We start from the raw sequence: 20,710 nt of genomic DNA on the forward strand, positions 1-20,710 counted from the left end.
GCGGTGAAAAAGAGCTTCACAATCTCGAGTTGCATAGCCGTTCTCGCCCTGGTGCTGGGAGTCCACTGCGTCGCTCAGGTCTCTCTCACGGATAACCTGAAGCTCAGTAGTGCAACCGCCAACCTCGGGACGGGATACACCGGAAGCTATGGCAACATCATTCAGTCCAGTCACAACATTGACTGGAACGGAACCGGAAATCTCTCCGGCTTCTACTACGAGCCAAATTTTCTCTCGTTCAGTTTTCAGCCTTACTACGATCAATCCCGGGCCAATTCTAATTCTCAAAATATCGCGAGCAGCAGCGGCTTCAACCTATCGAGCGCGATATTTGGAGGTAGCCGATTTCCGGGCTCAATCAGCTACACGAAGGGGTTCAATAGCCAGGGAAATTTCGGGGTGCCCGGTCTGCCCGACTTTACGACGCACGGGAACAGCGACGCACTTACAGTCGGCTGGTCAGCTCTTTTGCCGGATCTGCCCTCTGTAACGGCGCAATTCCAGCTTACCCATAGTGCGTACTCTATTTACGGTACAAACTCGGATGGAACCACAGCGGCGAAAAACTTCACCGTTCGATCGAGTTACGTTTGGGATGGCTTCAATCTGAATGGCGGATATAGCCATTCCGTTTCAAACAGCGATGTCCCGCTCTTGCTGACCGATTCGGAAGGTACCTCCACATCCGACGTCAGCACCGATACCTGGAACTTCAGTGCCGCACATCGATTGCCGCTTCAGGGAAATCTCTCCACCAGTTTCAGCCGCTATTCCAACAATTACGACTATTTCACCGGCAGTACATTCAACGGCGACTCCAGTGCCGACACATTCACGACCACGGCTGCGCTCCACCCCTGGAGCAAGGTTTCCGTCGGCGGCACCGTTGACTTTGACGACAATCTGGGCGGCACGGTCACACAGCAGATTCTGGCGGCAGGCGGCAATGCCGAGCAAATTACTCCTATTTCGGGAAGTCACTCTCTATCCATGATCGGTGTCGTCGACTACACGCCTTTGGATAGTCTGTCGCTCAGCGGAGAAATCCAGCGCCGCGTACAAACATGGCTTGGCACTAATTTTGGGGTGACCTCGTATACGGGCATTGCCCGATTCTCGCACCAACTGTTGGGCGGTGGCTTCAGTGCGAACATGTCCGGAACCGGCAATCGCGAAGATAACAACCCCGCCACGGTCTTTGGTTTTAGCGACTCTGCCACATATTCCCGCGGAATCGCTGGGTGGAATTTCGGTCTCGGCTTTGGCTACTCTCAGAACGTACAGACGCTGCTAGTCACCTACATGACGTCCACTTACAACGCTTCCGGCACGGTGCAGCACCGTTTCGGTCCGCTTTACTGGAGTGCAGGCGCGAACACCAACCGAAGTGGAATGACGATGCAGCAGGGAGCCAGCTCTGCAAGCAACAGCTATTCGACAAGCTTGTCTGCCGGAAAGTGGTTCGCGGCGTCCGCCAGTTACCAGGAATCGAATGGGATTGCAATTCAGACCATTGCAGGCTTGACGCCACCGCCAATTATTCCTAATCCGGTGCTGAACCCAGAAGCAATCGTTCTCTACGGCGGACACTCCTACGCATTTGCCGCCTCGACCTCCCCGGCCCGGCGATTTGCGTTTGCTGCCAACTACTCCCGGGCGTCTAGTAATACCAAGAGCGATACCTTGAATTCGATGCTCTCGTTCGAACAGATAGGAGTGACCACTCACTACCAATGGCGGCAGATGTATTTCGTCGGCGGCTATTCAAGATTCCTGCAGGCGATCAGTGTGTCAGGAGTTCCGGCTGGTAATTTAAATTCCTTCTACATCGGAGTGAACCGATGGTTCAACTGGTTCTAAACCGGAAGAACACATGGCTCGTCTTGGCTTGCGCAGTCCTCTTCGGTCTTACGCCGCTCTGCGCCTCCAAGCGGCCCAAGACGAAGCCCGCCGAAGCTCCGCCTGAACTTCTTCTGAATGATGGCCGAAAACTAGTTTGGGAAAACAGCTTCACCTCCGATCGGGACATAGAGAAGAAGCCGGGATTCTGGACGAAGGTGCTCAACGTCATTGCCGGCGAGCCCGACCATTACTTCATGATGCGCCCCTACAGCGTGGTCGTCGACTCCCACGGTCGCGCGATCATTACCGACCCCGGCGCTCGCGGTATTCACGTTTTCGACTTCGAGCACCACAAGTACAAATTCATCGCGCGCCGAAACGAGAAAAATGGCTTGCAGAGCCCTCAATGTGTGGCCGTCGATTCTGCCGACAACATTTATGTGACCGACTCGGAAGCCGGCAAGATTTTCGTCTTTGAGCCCAGTGGCAAGTTCAAGCGCGTCATCGGCAGTTTGAAAGGCGGCGAAGGATTCTTCAAGCGTCCGACCGGCATCGCCGTCGATTCCGCAGCCCAGCGCATTTATGTCACTGACACGCTGCGCGACCAGGTATTCGTGCTCGACATGAAGGGCGATGTGCTCCAGACCATTGGCAAGCACGGCTCCGCCGTCGGCGAGTTCAATTTCCCGACCGAGCTTCGCCTCGAAGGAAACTCCCTCGCCGTAGTCGACGCAATGAATTTCCGCGTGCAGGTGATGGATCTTTCCGGAAACGTGCAATACGTCATAGGCAAACTCGGCGACGAAACCGGCGAAATGTTCCGTCCCAAAGGAATCGGCTTCGATTCGGAAGGTCACCTCTACGTTGTCGATGGCCTTTGGGGCGTGGTGCAGGTTTTCAATCGCGAAGGACAGCTTCTTTACTACTTCGGCCAGAAAGGAACCGGGTTCGGAGAATTCCAGCTGCCTTCGGGCTTATTCATCGACCGCAGAGACAAGGTTTTTGTGGTCGATTCATTTAACCGGCGCGTCCAGGTCTTTCAATACTACGGAGTAGCAAAGCCGGTGAGGGCGGGTCAGTGAAACTTAGGGCTTCATTTTTCTGCGCAATGTTGTTGCTGTTTGTGGGCGTACTGTCCGCACAGATCACGACGGACGTTCTGGGCGACCATAATCTCGGCCCCGGAAGCAAGGCCCAGGGTCCACTCGCGTTGGGATGCGTCTACTGTCACGCGCCGCATAGCGGCGTCGGTGGGGCCACGCCGCTGTGGAACCAGACACTCTCGAAGCAAACCTACTCCACCTACACCAGCAGCACCGCCGCAAACACAACGACACAACCGGTGCTTCAAGGCTCCAGCAGCCTTTGCCTAAGTTGTCATGATGGTACCGTCGCATTGGGCACGACCGCGGCTTACGGAAAGATTGCAATGAATCCGATCGCGGGAACCGACAGCTTTGGCGCCAATTTGCAGCAATCGCACCCGATCAGCCTGAACCTGCCGATCAAGGACTCCGTGGATTTGGCTGCCTCCCTCGTCGCGAGCCACAAGACCGCCGATCCGACCGGAAAGGTGCAACTGATCAACGGCAACGTTGAGTGCAACAGCTGCCACAATCCTCACGTCCAGAGCATCGATCAGACTGAACAGAACTTTCTCGCGATCCCCGATTCCAACAGCCAGCTCTGCTTCGCCTGTCACGATCCCGCACGCACAATGACAGGCCAGGTCAACCCGCTCCTGAACTGGTCGACCGGCATCCACGCCACTGCTACAAATCAGGTTTCAGCAAATAGCGGTCTCGGCAGTTATCCCACTGTTGCGCAGAACGGCTGCACCTCTTGCCATCAGAATCACAACGCTCCGGGTTCCGCGCGACTACTGAATGCTCCGGCCACACCATTTCCCAATGCCGACGCGAGTGCCCAGCCTTGCGCCCAATGCCACAACGGCGGTTCAGCGTTGTCTCCCGGCGTCCCCAACATTTTTGATGAGTACCTGAAGCAGGGCAAGGGTGCCGGACAATCATTCTACGGAACCGCGCACCCGTGGCCGGCGGGAATCAACACTCACGACGCTGATGAAGCCACGCTGCTGAACAATAATCGTCACGCGACCTGTGCCGACTGCCACAACTCCCATGCGGCGCAGCAGGTACAGGTATTCAACGACGCTCCCGGAACGCGTGTTTCGGAAGCCAACACTGCCGGCATCAGCGAGACCGACGGCACCAGCGTGCTGAATCCGGCTCCCAACCAATACCAGATATGCCTGCGCTGCCACGGCAACAGTTCAGGCACGCCACTTACCGGATTCGGGTACGAACCATTGCGGGCGTCAACAGCCTCTACCGCTACGAATGTTATTCCGCAGTTCAACAGTTCGGCTTTATCGAAGCACCCGGTAATGACGAAGGCGCTGTTGCAGAACCAGCCGAGCCTGCTCCCCGCCATGCTGAACGAGAACGGCGCGACAACACCGGCAACTCGCAGCATGGGTTCGCAAATCTTCTGTACCGATTGCCATAACAGCGACGACAACCGGGAGTTCGGTGGCACCGGACCGACTGGCCCGCACGGATCACAATTCTGGCATCTGCTGGAACGCCGATACGAGATGAGCCAGGCTCCTTCTCCCGGCGCGCCCATCACCAACACCTATCCGAGCCCGAGCCTTGACGCCAGCAGCGGTGTCAACGGCGGACCATACGCTCTGTGCGCTAAATGCCACGACCTGTCCACGAATCCAGGCGGCGTCTTGTCCGATGCCAGTTTCAAGCCCTCTGCAGTGACTAACAAGGGTGGCCACTACACGCATGTGTGGGGGCAGGGTTTGTCCTGTTCGACATGCCATACAGCGCATGGGACCTCAGCCGGACCGCGCCTGGTGGACTTCGACCTCAACGTGGTCGCTCAAAATAATGGAGCCGCAATTAAGTACGATCCGACAAGTAACACCTGTACGCTCACATGCCACGGGTGGGATCACAACAGCACCGGCACTGTCACGCAGCACACGACAACAACCACTGGAGCTCTGAAATTGGGATCGGCAAGGTGAATCAGCGGGCTCCCTCGGCCCAGAATCGAGATCATGCCAGAATCGTGCGATCCGTATTCCTAGGGTCGGGATGGCTTCGTCCGCCAATTGAATTTGATCTGCGAAAATGCAAAATTTTCCAGAATGATTGCCTCAGCGCAATGCCTGCCTGATTCACGGTCCGGAACTGGCGATTCAGGAACCAGTATGCAGTTGTTGCTAACGTCAAAGACCGAGTAGATCCAGCCGTCCATCGCGGGGCTGATCTTTAGGGCAAGCTGGAAAGAACGGTTGCCAACGGCTAAGTCACAGACAAACTCACGAGCGACACGAGCCACGAATCCCTCCAGTTCGGTAGCACTCATCTGACGTTTTGGGCCTTGTAACTGAGAGTTTTGGCAGGATGCCCTAAACTCCATGAAAACTAATGGAAAAATGGAGTGTGTTACGGCAACGGAACAAGGGCTTCCAAAACTGAAAAGACATATTTAAGAAGAGCGAGCCTCCACCCGACATCTTGAAGCCCTGCTCGCGATGTTTTGCGGGATAGCGCTAAATCCCACAAAATCTACAAGAAAGACTGGAATTGTTACGAAAACGGAACACAAACTCCAGACTTCTTAAGGTCTTTCACCATTACCTCAGTGCTCGCGATTGTGACCGTGCTCACTCTCCGGCCGGGATATCTGGGCCAGAATCGTTCTGTTCTCAGCAGACCCCTCGAATGGAGTTCTATGCGAGTACAAACCATCCACCGCAATTTCCTTGCTGTAATGCTCGTGGTGTCACTTGCGTGCTTGGCGCATGCTGCTACGCCGGTTCTTACGGGCGATACATATACCAGCCGCTTTTTCGTAGGGCGGAATTACGGGGGTGCGCCGAACCTGTATGTTGGGGGCGGTAACACCGCGTTTCTGCGGTTCAGCCTTTCAACTCTGCCCGGTGGAACAACTTCTGAACAGATTGCGAAGGCCACATTGGTTGTGTACGTGAACCGAGTGAATAGGCCGGGCATGATTTCGCTCTGCAGCATTCCATCTACATGGAATGAAAACACCCTGACGCAGCGCAATATCCCGGGTTGTGCGGGCGTGAAAACCAACCCAATCGCAACCACCAGGGCAAAGAACTTTATTTCTGTCGATGTTACGACCCTGGTCAAAGCTTCGATTGATACATCAGCGGCGGATTTTGCCGTCGCGATCAGCGCTGATTCGTATGCTCCGGGTACTTTTATTTCGCTCGACAGCAAGGAGAACGTTCATCCTGCTGTGCTGAATTTACAGATCACTGGTCCACAAGGACTGATGGGCCCAATGGGACCGGTAGGGCCGATGGGCCCCATCGGACCCCAGGGCCCCGCGGGAACGAGCGTCTCGGCAGCCACAACGTCGACAATTGAGAGTGACTTCTGGTCGTTGGTGAGCAACCCGTTCACGCTGAATAGCGACGGCTGGAGTCACCATGGCAACAAAATGGAAATTGGCGATGTTGTGGCGAACATGTCTCCCGATGTGAATTGGGCGAATTGGGGGAGAGCGGTAATCTCCAATGACGGCACTGATCCGAATTTTGGCAACACTGCATTGAACGTGACCAGTTACGCAAACAACAGTTCAGACCTGTATGGGGCCTATTACGAGGTTGCGCTGGACCCCTCCAACCTCACTCAAACCGGCGGAGTTGACGGGATATTCGTGGAGTTGGATACGCCCACCCCCGACCGCCTCTTCAGCCCCGCAAAGATTCGGAAGATGGCCAATTTCACCGCGTGGGGAGAAATTCCAGCCCCGATTTCTGAACTGTACGGGTTCAATGTCGATCGACTTGGTGCGGCATCCGCTGACGATGTCATCGGCGTCCGAGTCAATCAAATCTACAACACAGCTAACCCTGACAAAGCCTGGGCTATAAAGACGAACCAGGGCAAGGTTGAATTCGGGGACAAACTCATCGTTCACGGAAACGTGGATGCGACCGGTTTCACGATAAATGGCCAACCGTTCGTGGGTGCTGTCGGGCCCATGGGCCCGCAGGGGCTTACTGGGCCGCAAGGCCCTGATGGTCCACAGGGGCCTGCGGGTCCGGCCGGTCCGTCCGGATCGCCGATGGTCTTGTTCACGTTGGGCGCCGATCTCGGTGGCGGCAACATAGGGAATCAATTCTTTAACGTGAGCACGGGCACTGCCAGTAACTCAGAGACTCCAAGCTCGAAGGCACTGATGCCCATTGCCTGCACCGTTAGCTCTCTCATCGTAGTCACCGATGCCGCGCCGGGCGCCGCAATCGAGACCTTCACCTTGCGGTGGGGAACAAGTCCAGCGGTCAGTCCGACATCGTTGTCTTGCGTGCTTGCAGGCAGCTTGCAGTCGTGTACGGCGACGGGAGCCGTATCTGTGGTACCCGGAGATTTTCTCGATCTGGAATTGACGGTAGGCGATTCAAATCTTCCGCCCGCCCAGCACGCGTGGATAGCCTTAGCGTGTCAATAAAAACTCAGAAACGCAGAATTGGATGACGTAGAAGCCGTGCGCAAAAGAAACGAATCGGAGGTTCTCCCAGCCTCCGATTCGTTTTCTAGGGCTGCTATGTCCCCGGGAAAAACCGTTCACTTCTCCTCGTTCTCATCGCGCTGTCAAATATCACACTGGCAATGTAACTCTTTGCGTGAAACGACCCTTCTTCTGTGTCGGATGCCCCTGCCAGTCCTCCGACACATGCTGGGCAGGACCACGCCTCGTCGTAAGCCCCTGGATACCAATAACTTAGATCTGCATTCCCGGCTCCGGCTTTGGCAAAAAGAATGCACCTCGTACTTGGTTACAGAACTGCGCCTTGGGCGATGTGAGGGAGTTGATCAGGCGAAATGGGCACAGCACTCAGCACCGATAACAATTGGCGTCCCGTACAGGCTTATGCACTGGCGGCAATCTGTTTGGCCGTAGGTCTCCCTCTCGGCTACATGATCCGTGGCTCTGCCCCTGCGCCGGTTCCAGCTGCCAAAGTCGAAGCGGCGCAACCCAGCGCGCCTGCAACCATGCCCACGCTCGATCAGATGAAGCACATGGCCGACAAGCAAGCCGAGCCGCTGCTCACCGAGTTGAAGCAGAAGCCCAGCGACGCCAAGCTTCTGATCCAGACCGGCAACATCTACATGCAGACGCATCAGTTCAAAGAGGCCGCCGATTACTTCAAGAAGGCCCTGCAGTCGGATCCGAAGAACTTCGCCGTTCGCGCTGATCTGGCCTCGTGCCTTTACTACGATGGCGATCCCGACGCTGCCCTCGCGGACCTTCAGCAGAACCTGAAATACGACTCAAAACATCCGGGAACGCTGCTGAACATCGGCATCATCGAGTGGAAAGGGAAGGGCGACGCCGCCGGAGCTGTCGCAACCTGGCAGAAACTCCTGAAACTAAACCCGAACTTCGAGCGGAAAGACCAGGTAGAGCACCTCATTGAGGCCGCGAAACAGGACATGGCAGGGAATAACGCCAACTAATCTCTGGTTCTAATCGCGTGAGCGAAACTCGCGAGCCTCGAAGAGGGGAAGCTCAGGCGCCCTTTCCCTTCGCGCGTTCGCGCAGAACCATGTAGTCGGCTTTCGCCACTCGATTCAACGGAATCTCGCCGGGCCCGACAATGACGTACGTTCGCGGTCGCATATAAGAAGCCAGGCCACGCGCGTGCTTCTCCAGCATCTGCTCGGTCAATTCGACCCCGGGCTTCCGCTCCACGAATGCGACGATTGCCTCGGACAGAATCGGGTGCTCCACCCCGACGACCGCGCACGACGCAACCTCTTCTAATGCGCAGAAGTGATTCTCAATATCGCCCGGAAACACCTGGTATCCGCCAGACTTGATAACTAGCTTCGCCCGGCCCGCCATGTGCAAACCGTCCGCGTGCAGCGACCCCATGTCTCCGGTATAGAGGTATCCATCGCTCGAAATCGTCGCCGATGTTGCCGCCGGATCGTTCAAATAACCGAGAAACGTCTGAGGCCCGCGGAAACAAACGTGTCCGAGTTCACCTCGCGGAACCTCTTCTCCCGCGTTTCCGTCCGCCCGCATCGCCCTTCGGATCGTCATCGGGTACACCGGCATTGCATCTCCCAAAGTCGAAACACAATCTCGCGCGTGAGCCGCGTCGCGACGGATATACGTGCAGAATCCCGCCGTTTCCGTAAGCCCCAGCCCGGTTCCCACATGCGGCGCCATCGTCGCCATCTTGTCGATGAACGCCGCCGAAACCTGTTGCCCGCCATACGCGGCAAAATCCAGGCTGGAGAAATCGTACGAATCGTAATTCTTCAGCCGCCACTCGAACTGAAACATCGCCGGAATTTGCCCGATGGCTGTTACCCGATGCCCCTGGATCGCCTGCAGCGATTTTGCCGGGTCGAACACTGGCACCAGCACCGCGGTTCCGCCTTCGAACAGCGTTCCCATCAGCAACTCCGTCTGGCAACCAACGTGGCTTGGGGGCAAATTCACCAGCGTCACCAAGTCGTTTCCGCCTCGCAGCAGCGCCTGGCTGATGCACATGGCCTGGCAACTGGCATTCCGATGCGACAGCAGCGCCGGCTTCGGCGATCCCGTCGATCCCGTCGTGAAAATAACCAGCGCTCCATTGTTCTCGTCGACCTCAGCCCGGCGAAATTCCGAGATGAGCGCGTCGTTTTTCGCCGCCTGCATCGCCTCGGCCATGAAAACACCCATAGGCGTCACGCCCTGCGCGCAATCATTTGCGCCGGCGAACTGCAGAAGCACCCGTAGCGTCGGTCGCTGCCCGGCCATCTGGGAACAGAACTCGTGCAGATCGTTAATGCCCGGGATCTTCACAAACGCAAATCCGGAGGCGCTTACGAGCAAAAGGCTCCGCAGAATTTCGGCTGCGGGCAAACGCAGATCGAGCGGAACAAAAATGACGCCCAGTTTGAAGCAGGCATATTCGAGGAAAAGATGTTCACTGGTGAGTGGCAGCACCGTCGCGAACGTATCGCCTTTGCGAAACCCCAGCCGCAACAAGTGCAGCGCCACGGCGGTCGCGGCACTATCGAACTCCGCCCAAGTCGTCCGTTTGCCGCGGTCGCTATCGATCAGCGCGACATCGCCAGGTTTTTCACGCGCCCATTTCTCGACAACTCCGTGCAGCAGGTGACGATCCCGAAACCGCTCTTCGAAATCTCGCAACGTGAGTTGAGAACCTTCATCCCGATCAGGCATGTCCTCACCTCTCATCCTGAGCGCAGCCGCGTCGTCCCAGCAGCAAAAGCTGCCATCGTAATTGTTGGGCGGCGGAGTCGAAGGACCTTTTGTCTCTACTTCAGTTCAATCTTCTTCATCAACCGCCCGACCCGCACCACGATCTCCGCGCCCGGCTTCAGGTTCACGTAGAGCTCTTTGTGCACCCCGCCGTCGATCTTCACTGCGCCCGCCTTGATTTTCCTTTGCGCATCCGAACCCGACTCCGCCAGCCCAGCCTTCACCAGCAACTTGTCGAGTTTCACGGCACCATCGCCGTTCGGACTCAGATCGCTGACATTGACGTTAACTGTCTCGAGATTTTCCGGTGTCTCATCTTTCTGGAACTGCCGCGTCCAATCTGCCTCCGCGTTTTGTGCCGCCTCCCCCGAATGGAAATCTGCGATGATCTTCTTCGCCAGGTCTTTTTTCGCCTGCATCGGGTGCAGCGAGCCGTCCGATACCTTCCACTTCATCTCTTCGATTTGTTTCGTCGTCAGGTCCGTCAGCAACTCGTAGTAGCGCCACATCAGGTCATCGTTGATCGACATCAGCTTACCGAACATCTCTTGCGGCGCTTCCGTGATCCCGACGTAATTCCCGTACGACTTCGACATCTTCTGCACGCCGTCCGTGCCTTCCAACAGCGGCATCGTCAACACAATCTGCGAGGGCTGTCCATAGTGCTTCTGCAACTCACGGCCAACCAGCAGGTTGAACTTCTGGTCCGTTCCTCCCAACTCCACGTCAGCCTTCAGCGCCACCGAGTCGTATCCCTGCGCCAGCGGATACAGCAGCTCATGCACGGAAATCGGCTTCTCTTCATGGAACCGTTTATGGAAATCCTCGCGCTCCAGCAGCTTCGAAACCGTGTACTTCGCCGTCAGGCGAATCATCCCCTCGAAGCCCAGCGCGTGCAGCCACTCGCTGTTGTACCGAATTTCCGTCTTCTCTTTATCGAGGATCTTGAACACCTGCGCTTTGTACGTCTCGGCGTTTTTCTCCAGTTGCTCTCGTGAAAGCGGCGGCCGCGTAGCATTGCGTCCGGTAGGATCGCCGATCAGCCCCGTGCCGTCGCCGATCAGGAACACCACCGTATGCCCCATATCCTGGAAATGTTTCAGCTTGCGGATGAGTACAGTATGTCCGAGGTGCAGGTCGGGCGCGGTCGGATCGAATCCCGCCTTCACGCGCATCGGCGTGCCGCTCTTGTAAGACTGCTCCAGGCGCTCGCGCAGGTCTTCCTCGCGAATGATTTCTACCGCGCCCTTGCGAATGTATTCAATTTGCTCGTCAACAGGTCGAAATCCTGCCATGCCCCGATTATAGCGACCCGCCTCAGGCCCGGGCATTTGTCTTAGTTCACGGGGTCCGATCCCCGTTTTTTCTCCGTCCCTGCTGCTTTCTTATTACGGCCTCCCCGCTACGATATGCGACAATCGCTACATGAAGAACTCTGCACCTTTCTGCGCGCTTGTTCTGTCGGTCGCGAGCGCCGTCTCCATCGGCGCCGTGGCCCAGAACACCACCACCTCCACCAAGCCGAAGACGGCTACGACCACCGCGAAGAAACCCGTCGCCAAAACTGGCGCAGCCAAGGCTGCCGTTGCGACGAAGGCTGAGCCAGGTAAGCTCAACCTCACCACGCCCAAGGAAAAGGCCAGCTACGCGCTCGGCTACAACCTCGGACGAAATCTCAAGGGTCAAATGGTCGACGTTGATCCCGCCATCGTTACCCAGGCCATTAAGGATGCCTTCGCGGGCACGCCATCGCCCCTGACCGAAGAAGAGATTCGCACCTCGTTGGCGCAACTCCAGCAGGAGACTCGCGCGAAGTTGGAAGCCAAGGTCAAGGAAATGACCGACGAAAATGAGAAAGCCGGACAGGCATTCCTCGCCGCCAACAAAACCAAGGAAGGTGTGGTTACGCTTCCCAGCGGCCTCGAATATAAGGTCCTGACCGCCGGCACCGGTCCCAAGCCCGCCGCCACTGACACCGTCGTCTGCAACTATCGCGGCACTCTCATTGACGGCAAGGAATTCGACAGCTCCTACAAGCGCGGTGAGCCCGCCACATTTCCCGTCACCGGCGTAATCAAGGGCTGGACCGAGGCGCTCCAGTTAATGCCGGTTGGCTCAAAGTGGCAACTCTTCGTTCCCGCTAGCCTCGCTTATGGTGATCGCGGCGCCGGTGACGTCATTCCACCGGGTTCAACGCTTGTCTTCGAGGTAGAACTGCTCTCGATCAAGCCGAAGGAAGCCCCGACCACGGGCACCACTGAAAAGCCTGGCGAAGCCTTGAAACCCGCGACTGAGGCCGCCAAACCGGCCACCCAATCCGGTAAGCCCGCAGAGACCAAGCCGGCCACCGAACCTCCAAAGCCGCAGCACTAACCGAGAGGCGCAGACATAAAAAGGACGGGTTCATACCCGTCCTTTCTTTTATTTGCTTTTGTCCAGCGTCTACTTCTTCTTGCTCTTCGCCTGTTCCTTCAGTTTCTGTATTTCGTCAGCTTCTGCTTTTGCCAGCCCGGCGATGATCTCTTTCACCGTCGGCACCTTCTGCTCCAGGACTTTTAATCTGTGTGGCATTTGCATCCTTCAGCAGCGCATCGGCTGCTGTCCCCATTTCCGCCCATACTACCGCTAATTTCCGCTCTCCGCTCTACAACTTTGCGGGGTGCAGGATACGCCTCTTGCGTTATCTCTTCCCGCTCGACCCGAATCCCCCGGCGCCTCTGCGCGACTCGGCCAGTTCACTCACAACCTCAACCGCCGTCGTCAACACTGGGTAGGGCAGCAGGTTTGCGATCTTGTCTCCTGCGTGAATCGTCTGCTCCATCTCCCCAAGGTTTTCCATCACGATCTTCACTTCGCCGCGGTACCCAGCGTCGATCACCCCTGCCGTCGTGATGATTCTCCGCGCCGCCATCGACGACCGGTCCCGCACGAGCGCTCCCATCGGCGTACCGTCCACCGCAGTCACCTCGATGGCGATTCCAGTCGGAACCACCGCATGTCCTCGCGCCGGGAAAACCACCGTCTCGGCGGCATAAAGGTCGTATCCCAGGTCTTCTCCGGGATGCGCCATGGTTGGAGCTTTGGCTTCGGGACGCAACAGCTTGCAACGCAGCATAGCCGAAATATAACAGTTTGGTGCCCCACATCTGCCGTAGTGAGCAGATGTGGGTTCGTGTTTTTCCCCGTTCACGAATCTTTACAGCGATTTCACCGACTCTTTACCTTCTGCCCGCACAGCGCGTGTTTCCATCTCCAAAGGAGAAACGATGCAGAACTGCGGTGAGATAGCGAACACACAGGCCCACCCCATTCACCAGGACTCTGGCGCCGAGTCGCTTCGTGTGGTGATCGTCGACGACAGCGAGGATTTTCGCGTCGTCCTCCGCGAACTGCTGCAGATGTTGTTTGACGTGGAAATCGTTGGCGTCGGCAGCAACGGTTTCGAAGCCCTCGAACTCACCGCCGAACTCGGTCCCGATCTGCTTATCATGGACGTCAATATGCCGGTCCTGGATGGCGCAACCGCTGCATCCCTGATCTCCATTCATTTCCCGACCACAACCATCCTCATGATGTCCGCCGAAGACTCTCCGGAAACGCGCGAGCGATGCCTGCGATCGGGCGCCCGCGCCTTTTCTCCCAAGGCCGCCATCACACGCCAAATCGCGGAACTACAGCCGCGGTTTCAAAGCTAGAGCAATCTTTGGATATTTCTGGGATTGTTTCGCACACGGGCTGAAAAATCAGAGAGCAGCTATTTAGCCAGCTACCAACGATCAGAGACGGCTGTCATGACTCTCGCGGCGTCTTCGGTGTAGGGCGGAGAAGCTCTCGCACTTCACCCGATTCCGCGCCCGCTTCTCTCGCGTTTTCCATAGCTGCCGGCAGTGCGATCTCGATAACCAAGCCCCCGTCTGGAGCGTTTCTTGCCGCAACCGTTCCGTTATGCAGCCGTACTGCCCGATCGGTAATCGCCAGGCCCAGCCCCGCGCCACCGCTCTGTCTTGCGCGGTCTCCGCCGACACGGTGGAACGGTTGGAAAATGTTCTTCAGTTCGCTCTCCGGAACTCCAACGCCATGATCGCGAATGCGGATCAGGGCAAGCGGCGGAGCCTGGCCATTCACGCACTCCAGCGAGACGTCGATGCTGCTCCCCGCCGCCGTGTAGTTGATGGCATTGCGAAGGACATTGTCGAGTGAGCGGCGCAACAATTCGCGATTGCCCTGGATCGAGCACTTGCCGGTTATGGTCAGGTTAACCTTGCAGCCCTTCTTCGTCGCCTCGAACGACGCATCGTCGGCGACGTCTTCCAGCAACTCCGGCATCTCTATCGTTACCGGCACGGTCTTGTCCGTGCCCGATTCCAGCCGCGACAGCATCAGTATTTGTCCGACGAGCTCATTCAGCCGGTCCGCCTCGGTCTCAATCCTGTCCAGTGCACTCGCGGCTTGGGGCCCTGATTTCGCACGCGCAATTTCCAGCGCCACGCTCAGTCTCGCCAGCGGAGACCGCAGTTCATGAGAAATATCCGTGGTCAACCGGTTCTGCAGCGTCACAAGGGACTCGATCTGGTCCGCCATGGCATTGAAGTCGGCTACCAGGCTGCTGATCTCGTCCTTGCTGCCGCCTCCTGTACTGATCGCACGCGCACTCAGGTCGCCTTCCGCCAGACGGTGCGTTGCATGTCGCAGTGCCACCAGCGGCGTAGTCAGGTACTTCGCAAGCAGGTAACACACCAGCCCGGAAATCAGCGCCAGCAGCGCCATACGGGGGGCCATCCGGATGAACAGCGGCGGATGCCGGTCTGGAAACTCCGCTACCACCGATACCCGCGTTCCATCCTTAAGTACTTCCGACTCCGCCGCATAAAGGCGGTCTCCAACCTTGGCGGTTTGAGGCTTCGGCGCATCCTGCGCCTGCATCGACAGCACCTGTTGAGGTGCAGTCCGACCGAGCAGTTGGTTGCCCCGCGAGTCGAATACATAAAGGAACATGTTCTTCTGCGCCAGTTGCTCACAGTACGCCCGGGCCGTCGCGTCCTGGTCCGACTCCAGCAACGACACGAGGTACTGCGCGTTCATGTCGAGCCCGGCCTTGAGTTCGGGGAAATGCGAAGCATCGCGGTGACTCGGCGGGTAGAGAATCACCGTGGTCATCATCGACAGCGCCACTGCCAGCCAGAACGAGATCACCAGCTTCGAAAAAACACTCATTCGGCAACATCCTCGCCCGGCAGCGTGTAAATGTACCCCACTCCGCGAACCGTCTTGATGGGATCCGCCAGCCCTATCTCGGTGCTCAGCTTCTTGCGGACCTTGCTGACGTGAACATCAATGCTTCGGTCGAATGGCGAGGGAATCCGCCCAAGCACATCTTTGGAGAGTTCGTCGCGCGTTACAACCCGGCCCGCCGCCTTCATCAGGCAGGCCAGCATATTGAACTCGACCGCCGTCAGTTCAATCGCGTGGCCCGCGCGCGTAACCGAGCGCCTCGGAAAATCCAGCTCGACATCGCCAACTTTTACCTTCGGCTGATTTTGCGGGATGTTTCCCATGCGCCGGAGAATCGCCCTCAGGCGGGCGCTCAACTCGCGCGCATTGAATGGCTTGGGAAGGTAGTCGTCGGCTCCAAGTTCGAGCCCGAGAATTCGATCCACGTCGGAGCCGCGCGCCGTCAGCAGAAGTACCGGAATCAGGGAGGATGTCCGCAACTGGCGCAGGACGTCCAACCCGTTCATCTTCGGCATCATGATGTCGAGCACCACGATGTTCGGATCGCCAGTCCGCGCGCGAGCAAGACCTGCCTCGCCATCATGAACAGCTTCGACCTCAAAGCCCTGCGGCTCCAGGTACTCGCGGATCAATCCGCAAAGCTCGACATCGTCGTCTACCACCAGAACGCGATCCATACTTGTGTGAAACGCAGGAAATGCTCTTCTTAGTGTCTCAATCCCAAGGGCCCCCTGAAAGCACCTTTACAAAACTTTAGCTGATTCTGCCCCGCCATGTCGGTTTTGGACATTCGCGGCGGCTTCACCCCGCGCTTAGAGCTAGCTTTCAAAGTCTTTGCTCTTCCGATCATCCGATTTTCGGATCTCGAATATAAAGGCCTAAGTGCCCCCGGTAGCGGGGTTTACGCGATGCGGAAATTTCCCGCTACAGTTCGGGTATGCTCATGGCATGCATGAGGTGGTGGTGTATTCGCGGAAGGGGTGTCATCTTTGCGACGTTGTCAAAGAGACTCTGGAGCGCCTCAAGGGTGAGGCCGAGTTCCGGTGGCGCGAGGTGGATATCGATGGCGACTCCGAGTTGCGAGAGAAATACAACGAAGAGGTGCCCGTGGTTTTTATTGACGGGCGCAAGGCCTTCAAGTACCGGATGGGGGAGCGGGAGTTTTTGAGAGTGCTGGCGGCACGGAGAGTGTAACCGCTTTACTTGGACGGGTGCCTCTGCCTGTACATTCGCAACTGCCCGTCCAAGCTACGTGCGGGGTACTCTCTGGATGAATATCTTCTGGATGAATCCACGGCTCCAATCATCTCAGCGCGAAAAGCGACCTTGCAGGAGCGGTGCCCCATCTTCCCGGCGGTAGCCAGCAAGATGGGGTTGGAGCCCTGGTCGCCCGCACTCACCAGTAGCTGGAAAGAATCGGCAAAACGGCACTCCTGGTGCCGTCAGGTTTCACCAGCCATAGCCCGCGACAGTCGCTGTTCTTGGGACGCTGCAGACTACCCCAGCTACTGTCGACGGGAAAGTAGTCGCCGTTCGATTCGTGGCACTCATTGTCATAAAGCTGCCACAGGAACGCTCCGCTCAGCCCATCCGTATTGGCAGTCTTCAAAATCGTACTCGCGCGCCAGGTGGTTTCTGTCGGCAGCTCATTCTCAAACAATCCAAATTCCGAGATCAGGACGCGCCGATCCCGAAGGTACATTGGGTCCGCTGTAAACTGCTTGATCGTGTTCAGTGCCCGGTTCATTGCGGATATGAGCGTCGTCGAGTCGGTCCCCAGCAACGTACTATCGTAGGAGGAGTACGTTACAAGATCCGGGTTCACGGCCGGAACAACTGCGTTGATCGTGCGCGTCAACTGGTGGTCGGTATAGTCGAGCACGCGGCTGACCTCGATTGCGTTGAGAACCGTTACTCCGGGCGGATTCCCAAGATCGTTCCGTGCTCGCGTGACTCCGCGTTGGCGCGCCGCAAACCATATTTTCAATGCGCTTATCCACTCCGGCGAAATGTTCGCTGTGTCGTTGCCTTGCAACGCCAGTTGATCTGTTTCCCAGTTCTTGAGGATGAAAGTCTTGCCTGACCCTTTATAGTGCGTCAGCAGCCACTTGGTCAGGTCGTACATCTCCTGCTCTTCCCTATGCGCTGCGGACGGGTCGACATTGAAATTCAGGACGTTGTCACCGCCGTTGGAAAACGTCAATGCTGTGAGGACGATGACCTTGAAGCCCATCCCGAACAACTGTAAGTACGGCTTGGTCTGCGCCAGTTGAGTAAGTGAAGTCGGGTCCGTCGTCGGCCAGAGAACCGTGCTCTTGTCGGGATACGAGGTGCGGAACTTCGGATAGAGATACACGAAGATACCGCTTCCTCCGAACTGCCGGACACTCGAACCACCCTCAACAAGGAAGTTGTTCAACGTAAAACCATAGCGCCCGTCGATATGCGCGACGCCTGCCTGAAACTTCTGTTGCAGGAACTGGTCTCGTCCGGCCAACCACGGCAGTGTGCTGATCACGCCGATCTTTCGATACGTTTTATAGACGTGCCCTGCCTGATCCCATGCCTGCACCACAATGTTGTGCGTTCCGGTCGCCATGGGAAGCGTCACGTCTACGGAAGCCGACTTCCTTGAGTACTTCTCGATGTTGTCGACGTAGATTTTCGTCGTGGTGATCGCGCTCGATGATGTCGCCAGTGCGGAAACGTGGACGGGCGAATTGACCGAGGTGTTCGGCGAGGGTGCCGCCACGCTCACCCCATAATTCACGTAAGTAGTTACCGAGTACTTCTGAACAATCCCGGCGCTATCCCACGTTTGGAAAACCACATTGTGCTTTCCGGTGGTGAGCGGCAGGAAGAGATCGACAGAATGTCCATCGATGCTGTAACGAAGCTGGTTGTCGACATAGATGGACATTGCGGTCAGCGGATGACCGGAAGAACTGGTTGCGGAGGCGACGAAATGCACCGGTGAAGTTCCGTAGCTGTTTGCTGCGGGCGACACAACCGTGATCTCAGCAGCGACCATTGACGAAAATGCCAGCAAGGCCACGGCGAGCCTGCTGGCGAAGCGAAACGAAGCAACGCGCAGGTACTGCATACAACCCCCAAAATGCGGAGGGCTCACTCCCTCTTGCAATTCGCGGAATGTAGCACCGCGCAAACCCGATGCAAGCGGAAAACACACCTAAGTGGGGTTACGGCAAGAGGTATGCCGTCCTACATCGAGCGTCGTAAGGTCACGAGAGGCCACCCTCCGCCGGACTTTGGATCATGTGCGTTGCCATCCCCGGCAGCAGGGCTCGCGGTCGGAATGAAGTTGAAGCCCAGTGGCGCGGGCTCTTCGCTCGGCCCGAGCGGGTTAGTTTATCCGGAGAACTCTCATTCACGCCTGGTTCGAGTTTCCGGGTGACAACAACATCCGGTCCCCCGGTCTTCAGGTGCTTTTCGGTTGCCATTCTTCGTTCACGCCAAATTAACAATTGTGTAACGCCCTTGTAATGCGATCCACGTACAAACGAAGCAGGCCAGCGGACGAGGAAAATCCGTCCATCGAGTCGCTTCCAGGAACCGCAAGAAGCAGGGTTCGTGGCCCGTACGGAATCTACGCAGAACTTTTCTGGAGAGAGAAGAATGAACGCTCAGTTTCGAAATGTGGTTGTCGCCCTCGCCTTGGGCGGGGTCTGCTTCGCCCAGACCACGACGACTACTACGACGCGGAAGAAAACCGTAACTACAACCCATCACCGCGCGGTGCCTAAACGTGCTCCGGCAGCCACAACTGAAGATCTGCAGCGGCTGCAGGAAACCATGCAGGAGCAGATCGACCAGCTGAAGCAGCAACTCGCTGACCGTGATCAGAAACTGCAGCAGGTCCAGCAGGAACTGAACCAGGCGCAGACCGCCTCGCAGCAAGCCCAGCAGAAAGCTTCCAATGTCGAGACCACCGTCGCTGACCAGCAGCAGAAGACTGCCGCCGAACTGAACGAAGTTCACAGCACTCTCGCCAGCACAACGCAAACCGTTCAGGAAGATCAGAAGAAAGTCGCGACCCTGTCCGACAGGCAGAACAAGTTGTCCGATCTCGCCAATGGAAAGATCAAGCTTGGTGGTCAATTCTTCGGGGGCTTCACCCATTACACCGATACCGGCTTCGGACCTCAGTGGATTGCCAACGTCAACCAACTCGGGCCAGGGAACGCCGGCGCCAACATCTTCGACGTAACCCGTGCCTACATTAATTTCTTCTATACCCCCAACGACATGGTGACCCTGCGGATCACTCCCAACATCTATCGTCAGATCGACGGCACTTCGGGCGCCATTCCCAACGGCACCGGAGCACAGGTAGGCAGCAGTGAAAATGGCAACCTGACCTTCCGTCTCAAGTACGCCTACGTCGATTTCAACAACCTGTTCAAGGGCAGCAAGGCGTTCCGTAAGGCGAAACTGACCTTCGGGCAAACACAGAACCCGCTCATTGACTGGGAAGAGGGTCTCAGTACCTACCGCTACACCTACCTTGTGCCGTGGAACTATATGGGCCTCAGTTCCACTTATGTCGGTGCGAAGCTGCACGGTCCCGTTGAGATCAACGGGAAAGAATATCTGGACTATGACCTCGGCGTCTTTACGACCGCCAGTTTCCACGCCATTGAAACAAGCGACAAAAAGCAGTTAATGGCGCGGCTGACGTGGTATCCATTCGGCACCAAGTCCGATCGCTCCGGCTTCGGCATCACGGCGTTTGAAAACTACGGGTATAACACCAAGTTGCCATCACAGGTCAGCACTCCCTTGAACCGTCTGGCTATCCTGGGGCATTACCAGACCGATTCCAAGAAGTACCAGATCGCGTTCGAGTACGACCTTGGACACAATGCGGTCAGCACCGGGAACATGTTCTCGGGAACTGGCCCCGTTGCCGGCGGTCCTTACGATGACTTCAATACGCTCGCCGGAAGCGTTCTCAGCGGTACCCACACCCGGCAGCAGGGCTTTGCTACATTCGGCCATGCCGCCCTCGGAGGCACTCCCTTTTCCCTGTTTGGCTTCTACCAATACTTCCAGCCAAACACGCGGTATGCCGGTGACAACCCGCTCGACTTTGCGCGCACCGTCGGCGGCATCAGCTATCACGTGACCAAGTACTTCGACTTTGCTGTGGGCAACGAGAACTTCCATTGGGTGCACCCCCAGGGACTCGTCCCCGGCGGCGACTCCAACGGCATCGCGATCTGGACACAGTACACCTTCTGAGACCTTCGCGACTGCCGCTCCTCTCTTCAGCCGGGCCTCTGCAACCACAGAGGCCCCACCCGATCCC

General features: G+C 57.1%; 16 protein-coding genes. 9 read left to right on the forward strand and 7 right to left on the reverse strand.

What is annotated here, in order from left to right:
* The first annotated feature begins 3 nt into the window (after nt 1–3).
* From ROO76_11275 to ROO76_11295, 5 genes are all read left to right on the forward strand, one after another.
* The gene (locus ROO76_11275; protein ID MDT8068732.1) at nt 4–1,860 is read left to right on the forward strand and encodes a hypothetical protein; all 1,857 of its coding nucleotides are present in this window, start codon (nt 4–6) and stop codon (nt 1,858–1,860) included.
* On the forward strand, nt 1,842–2,924 hold the full coding sequence (locus tag ROO76_11280) for a 6-bladed beta-propeller (GenBank protein MDT8068733.1): 1,083 nt from the start codon (nt 1,842–1,844) through the stop codon (nt 2,922–2,924). The genes ROO76_11275 and ROO76_11280 overlap by 19 nt, the downstream gene beginning before the upstream one ends.
* Nucleotides 2,921–4,903, forward strand: coding sequence for a cytochrome c3 family protein (locus ROO76_11285; protein ID MDT8068734.1), 1,983 nt, complete (start codon nt 2,921–2,923; stop codon nt 4,901–4,903). The genes ROO76_11280 and ROO76_11285 overlap by 4 nt, the downstream gene beginning before the upstream one ends.
* Nucleotides 4,904–5,616: 713 nt before the next feature.
* Nucleotides 5,617–7,374, forward strand: coding sequence for a DNRLRE domain-containing protein (locus ROO76_11290; protein ID MDT8068735.1), 1,758 nt, complete (start codon nt 5,617–5,619; stop codon nt 7,372–7,374).
* 374 nt (nt 7,375–7,748) lie between these two features.
* Nucleotides 7,749–8,384 (forward strand): tetratricopeptide repeat protein, encoded by a 636-nt coding sequence (locus ROO76_11295; protein MDT8068736.1) that lies wholly within the window; start codon nt 7,749–7,751, stop codon nt 8,382–8,384.
* Between the two features lie 52 nt (nt 8,385–8,436).
* On the opposite strand, the gene ROO76_11300 is transcribed toward ROO76_11295, so the two are convergent.
* Nucleotides 8,437–10,110 carry a class I adenylate-forming enzyme family protein gene (locus ROO76_11300; GenBank protein ID MDT8068737.1) on the reverse strand — a complete coding sequence of 558 codons (1,674 nt, stop codon included), beginning with the start codon at nt 10,108–10,110 and terminating at the stop codon, nt 8,437–8,439.
* Between the two features lie 95 nt (nt 10,111–10,205).
* Nucleotides 10,206–11,444 (reverse strand): tyrosine--tRNA ligase, encoded by a 1,239-nt coding sequence (tyrS, locus tag ROO76_11305; protein ID MDT8068738.1) that lies wholly within the window; start codon nt 11,442–11,444, stop codon nt 10,206–10,208.
* A 130-nt stretch (nt 11,445–11,574) separates the two neighbouring features.
* Between tyrS and ROO76_11310 the strand changes: the two genes are divergently transcribed.
* The gene (locus ROO76_11310; protein MDT8068739.1) at nt 11,575–12,522 is read left to right on the forward strand and encodes an FKBP-type peptidyl-prolyl cis-trans isomerase; all 948 of its coding nucleotides are present in this window, start codon (nt 11,575–11,577) and stop codon (nt 12,520–12,522) included.
* Between the two features lie 69 nt (nt 12,523–12,591).
* On the opposite strand, the gene ROO76_11315 is transcribed toward ROO76_11310, so the two are convergent.
* Both ROO76_11315 and dut read right to left on the reverse strand, forming a co-directional pair.
* Nucleotides 12,592–12,720, reverse strand: coding sequence for a hypothetical protein (locus ROO76_11315; protein MDT8068740.1), 129 nt, complete (start codon nt 12,718–12,720; stop codon nt 12,592–12,594).
* Nucleotides 12,721–12,829: 109 nt separating this feature from the next.
* Entirely contained in the window at nt 12,830–13,264 is a 435-nt protein-coding gene (dut, locus tag ROO76_11320) for a dUTP diphosphatase (GenBank protein ID MDT8068741.1), read from the reverse strand.
* A 151-nt stretch (nt 13,265–13,415) separates the two neighbouring features.
* Here dut and ROO76_11325 point away from each other — a divergent pair, with 151 nt between their 5' ends.
* Complete coding sequence (locus ROO76_11325; GenBank protein MDT8068742.1) at nt 13,416–13,844, forward strand: response regulator transcription factor; 429 nt, start codon at nt 13,416–13,418, stop codon at nt 13,842–13,844.
* A gap of 94 nt (nt 13,845–13,938) precedes the next feature.
* On the opposite strand, the gene ROO76_11330 is transcribed toward ROO76_11325, so the two are convergent.
* Nucleotides 13,939–15,363 carry an ATP-binding protein gene (locus ROO76_11330; protein ID MDT8068743.1) on the reverse strand — a complete coding sequence of 475 codons (1,425 nt, stop codon included), beginning with the start codon at nt 15,361–15,363 and terminating at the stop codon, nt 13,939–13,941.
* A complete protein-coding gene (locus ROO76_11335; GenBank protein ID MDT8068744.1) occupies nt 15,360–16,058 on the reverse strand; it encodes a response regulator transcription factor in 699 nt (232 codons plus the stop codon). Before ROO76_11335 ends, ROO76_11330 begins: the two co-directional genes overlap by 4 nt.
* 286 nt (nt 16,059–16,344) lie before the next feature.
* On the opposite strand from ROO76_11335, the gene ROO76_11340 reads away from it, so the two are divergent.
* The gene (locus tag ROO76_11340; GenBank protein ID MDT8068745.1) at nt 16,345–16,575 is read left to right on the forward strand and encodes a glutaredoxin family protein; all 231 of its coding nucleotides are present in this window, start codon (nt 16,345–16,347) and stop codon (nt 16,573–16,575) included.
* 202 nt (nt 16,576–16,777) lie between these two features.
* On the opposite strand, the gene ROO76_11345 is transcribed toward ROO76_11340, so the two are convergent.
* Nucleotides 16,778–18,484: a hypothetical protein gene (locus tag ROO76_11345; protein MDT8068746.1), complete on the reverse strand. Its 1,707-nt coding sequence runs from the start codon at nt 18,482–18,484 to the stop codon at nt 16,778–16,780.
* Between the two features lie 533 nt (nt 18,485–19,017).
* Between ROO76_11345 and ROO76_11350 the strand changes: the two genes are divergently transcribed.
* Nucleotides 19,018–20,643, forward strand: coding sequence for a hypothetical protein (locus ROO76_11350; protein ID MDT8068747.1), 1,626 nt, complete (start codon nt 19,018–19,020; stop codon nt 20,641–20,643).
* Nucleotides 20,644–20,710: the final 67 nt, after the last annotated feature.

The organism is Terriglobia bacterium (assembly GCA_032252755.1).
Taxonomy (GTDB): domain Bacteria; phylum Acidobacteriota; class Terriglobia; order Terriglobales; family Acidobacteriaceae; genus JAVUPY01.

What these genes read in the sequence shown, in the direction of transcription:
- ROO76_11280 (MDT8068733.1), top strand. Translation starts at nt 1,842, where the DNA reads ATGGTTCAACTGGTTCTAAACCGGAAGAACACATGGCTCGTCTTGGCT.
- ROO76_11290 (MDT8068735.1), top strand. Translation starts at nt 5,617, where the DNA reads ATGCGAGTACAAACCATCCACCGCAATTTCCTTGCTGTAATGCTCGTG.
- ROO76_11295 (MDT8068736.1), top strand. Translation starts at nt 7,749, where the DNA reads ATGGGCACAGCACTCAGCACCGATAACAATTGGCGTCCCGTACAGGCT.
- ROO76_11300 (MDT8068737.1), bottom strand. Translation starts at nt 10,110, where the DNA reads ATGCCTGATCGGGATGAAGGTTCTCAACTCACGTTGCGAGATTTCGAA.
- tyrS (MDT8068738.1), bottom strand. Translation starts at nt 11,444, where the DNA reads ATGGCAGGATTTCGACCTGTTGACGAGCAAATTGAATACATTCGCAAG.
- ROO76_11310 (MDT8068739.1), top strand. Translation starts at nt 11,575, where the DNA reads ATGAAGAACTCTGCACCTTTCTGCGCGCTTGTTCTGTCGGTCGCGAGC.
- ROO76_11315 (MDT8068740.1), bottom strand. Translation starts at nt 12,720, where the DNA reads ATGCCACACAGATTAAAAGTCCTGGAGCAGAAGGTGCCGACGGTGAAA.
- dut (MDT8068741.1), bottom strand. Translation starts at nt 13,264, where the DNA reads ATGCTGCGTTGCAAGCTGTTGCGTCCCGAAGCCAAAGCTCCAACCATG.
- ROO76_11325 (MDT8068742.1), top strand. Translation starts at nt 13,416, where the DNA reads ATGCAGAACTGCGGTGAGATAGCGAACACACAGGCCCACCCCATTCAC.
- ROO76_11330 (MDT8068743.1), bottom strand. Translation starts at nt 15,363, where the DNA reads ATGAGTGTTTTTTCGAAGCTGGTGATCTCGTTCTGGCTGGCAGTGGCG.
- ROO76_11335 (MDT8068744.1), bottom strand. Translation starts at nt 16,058, where the DNA reads ATGGATCGCGTTCTGGTGGTAGACGACGATGTCGAGCTTTGCGGATTG.
- ROO76_11345 (MDT8068746.1), bottom strand. Translation starts at nt 18,484, where the DNA reads ATGCAGTACCTGCGCGTTGCTTCGTTTCGCTTCGCCAGCAGGCTCGCC.
- ROO76_11350 (MDT8068747.1), top strand. Translation starts at nt 19,018, where the DNA reads ATGAACGCTCAGTTTCGAAATGTGGTTGTCGCCCTCGCCTTGGGCGGG.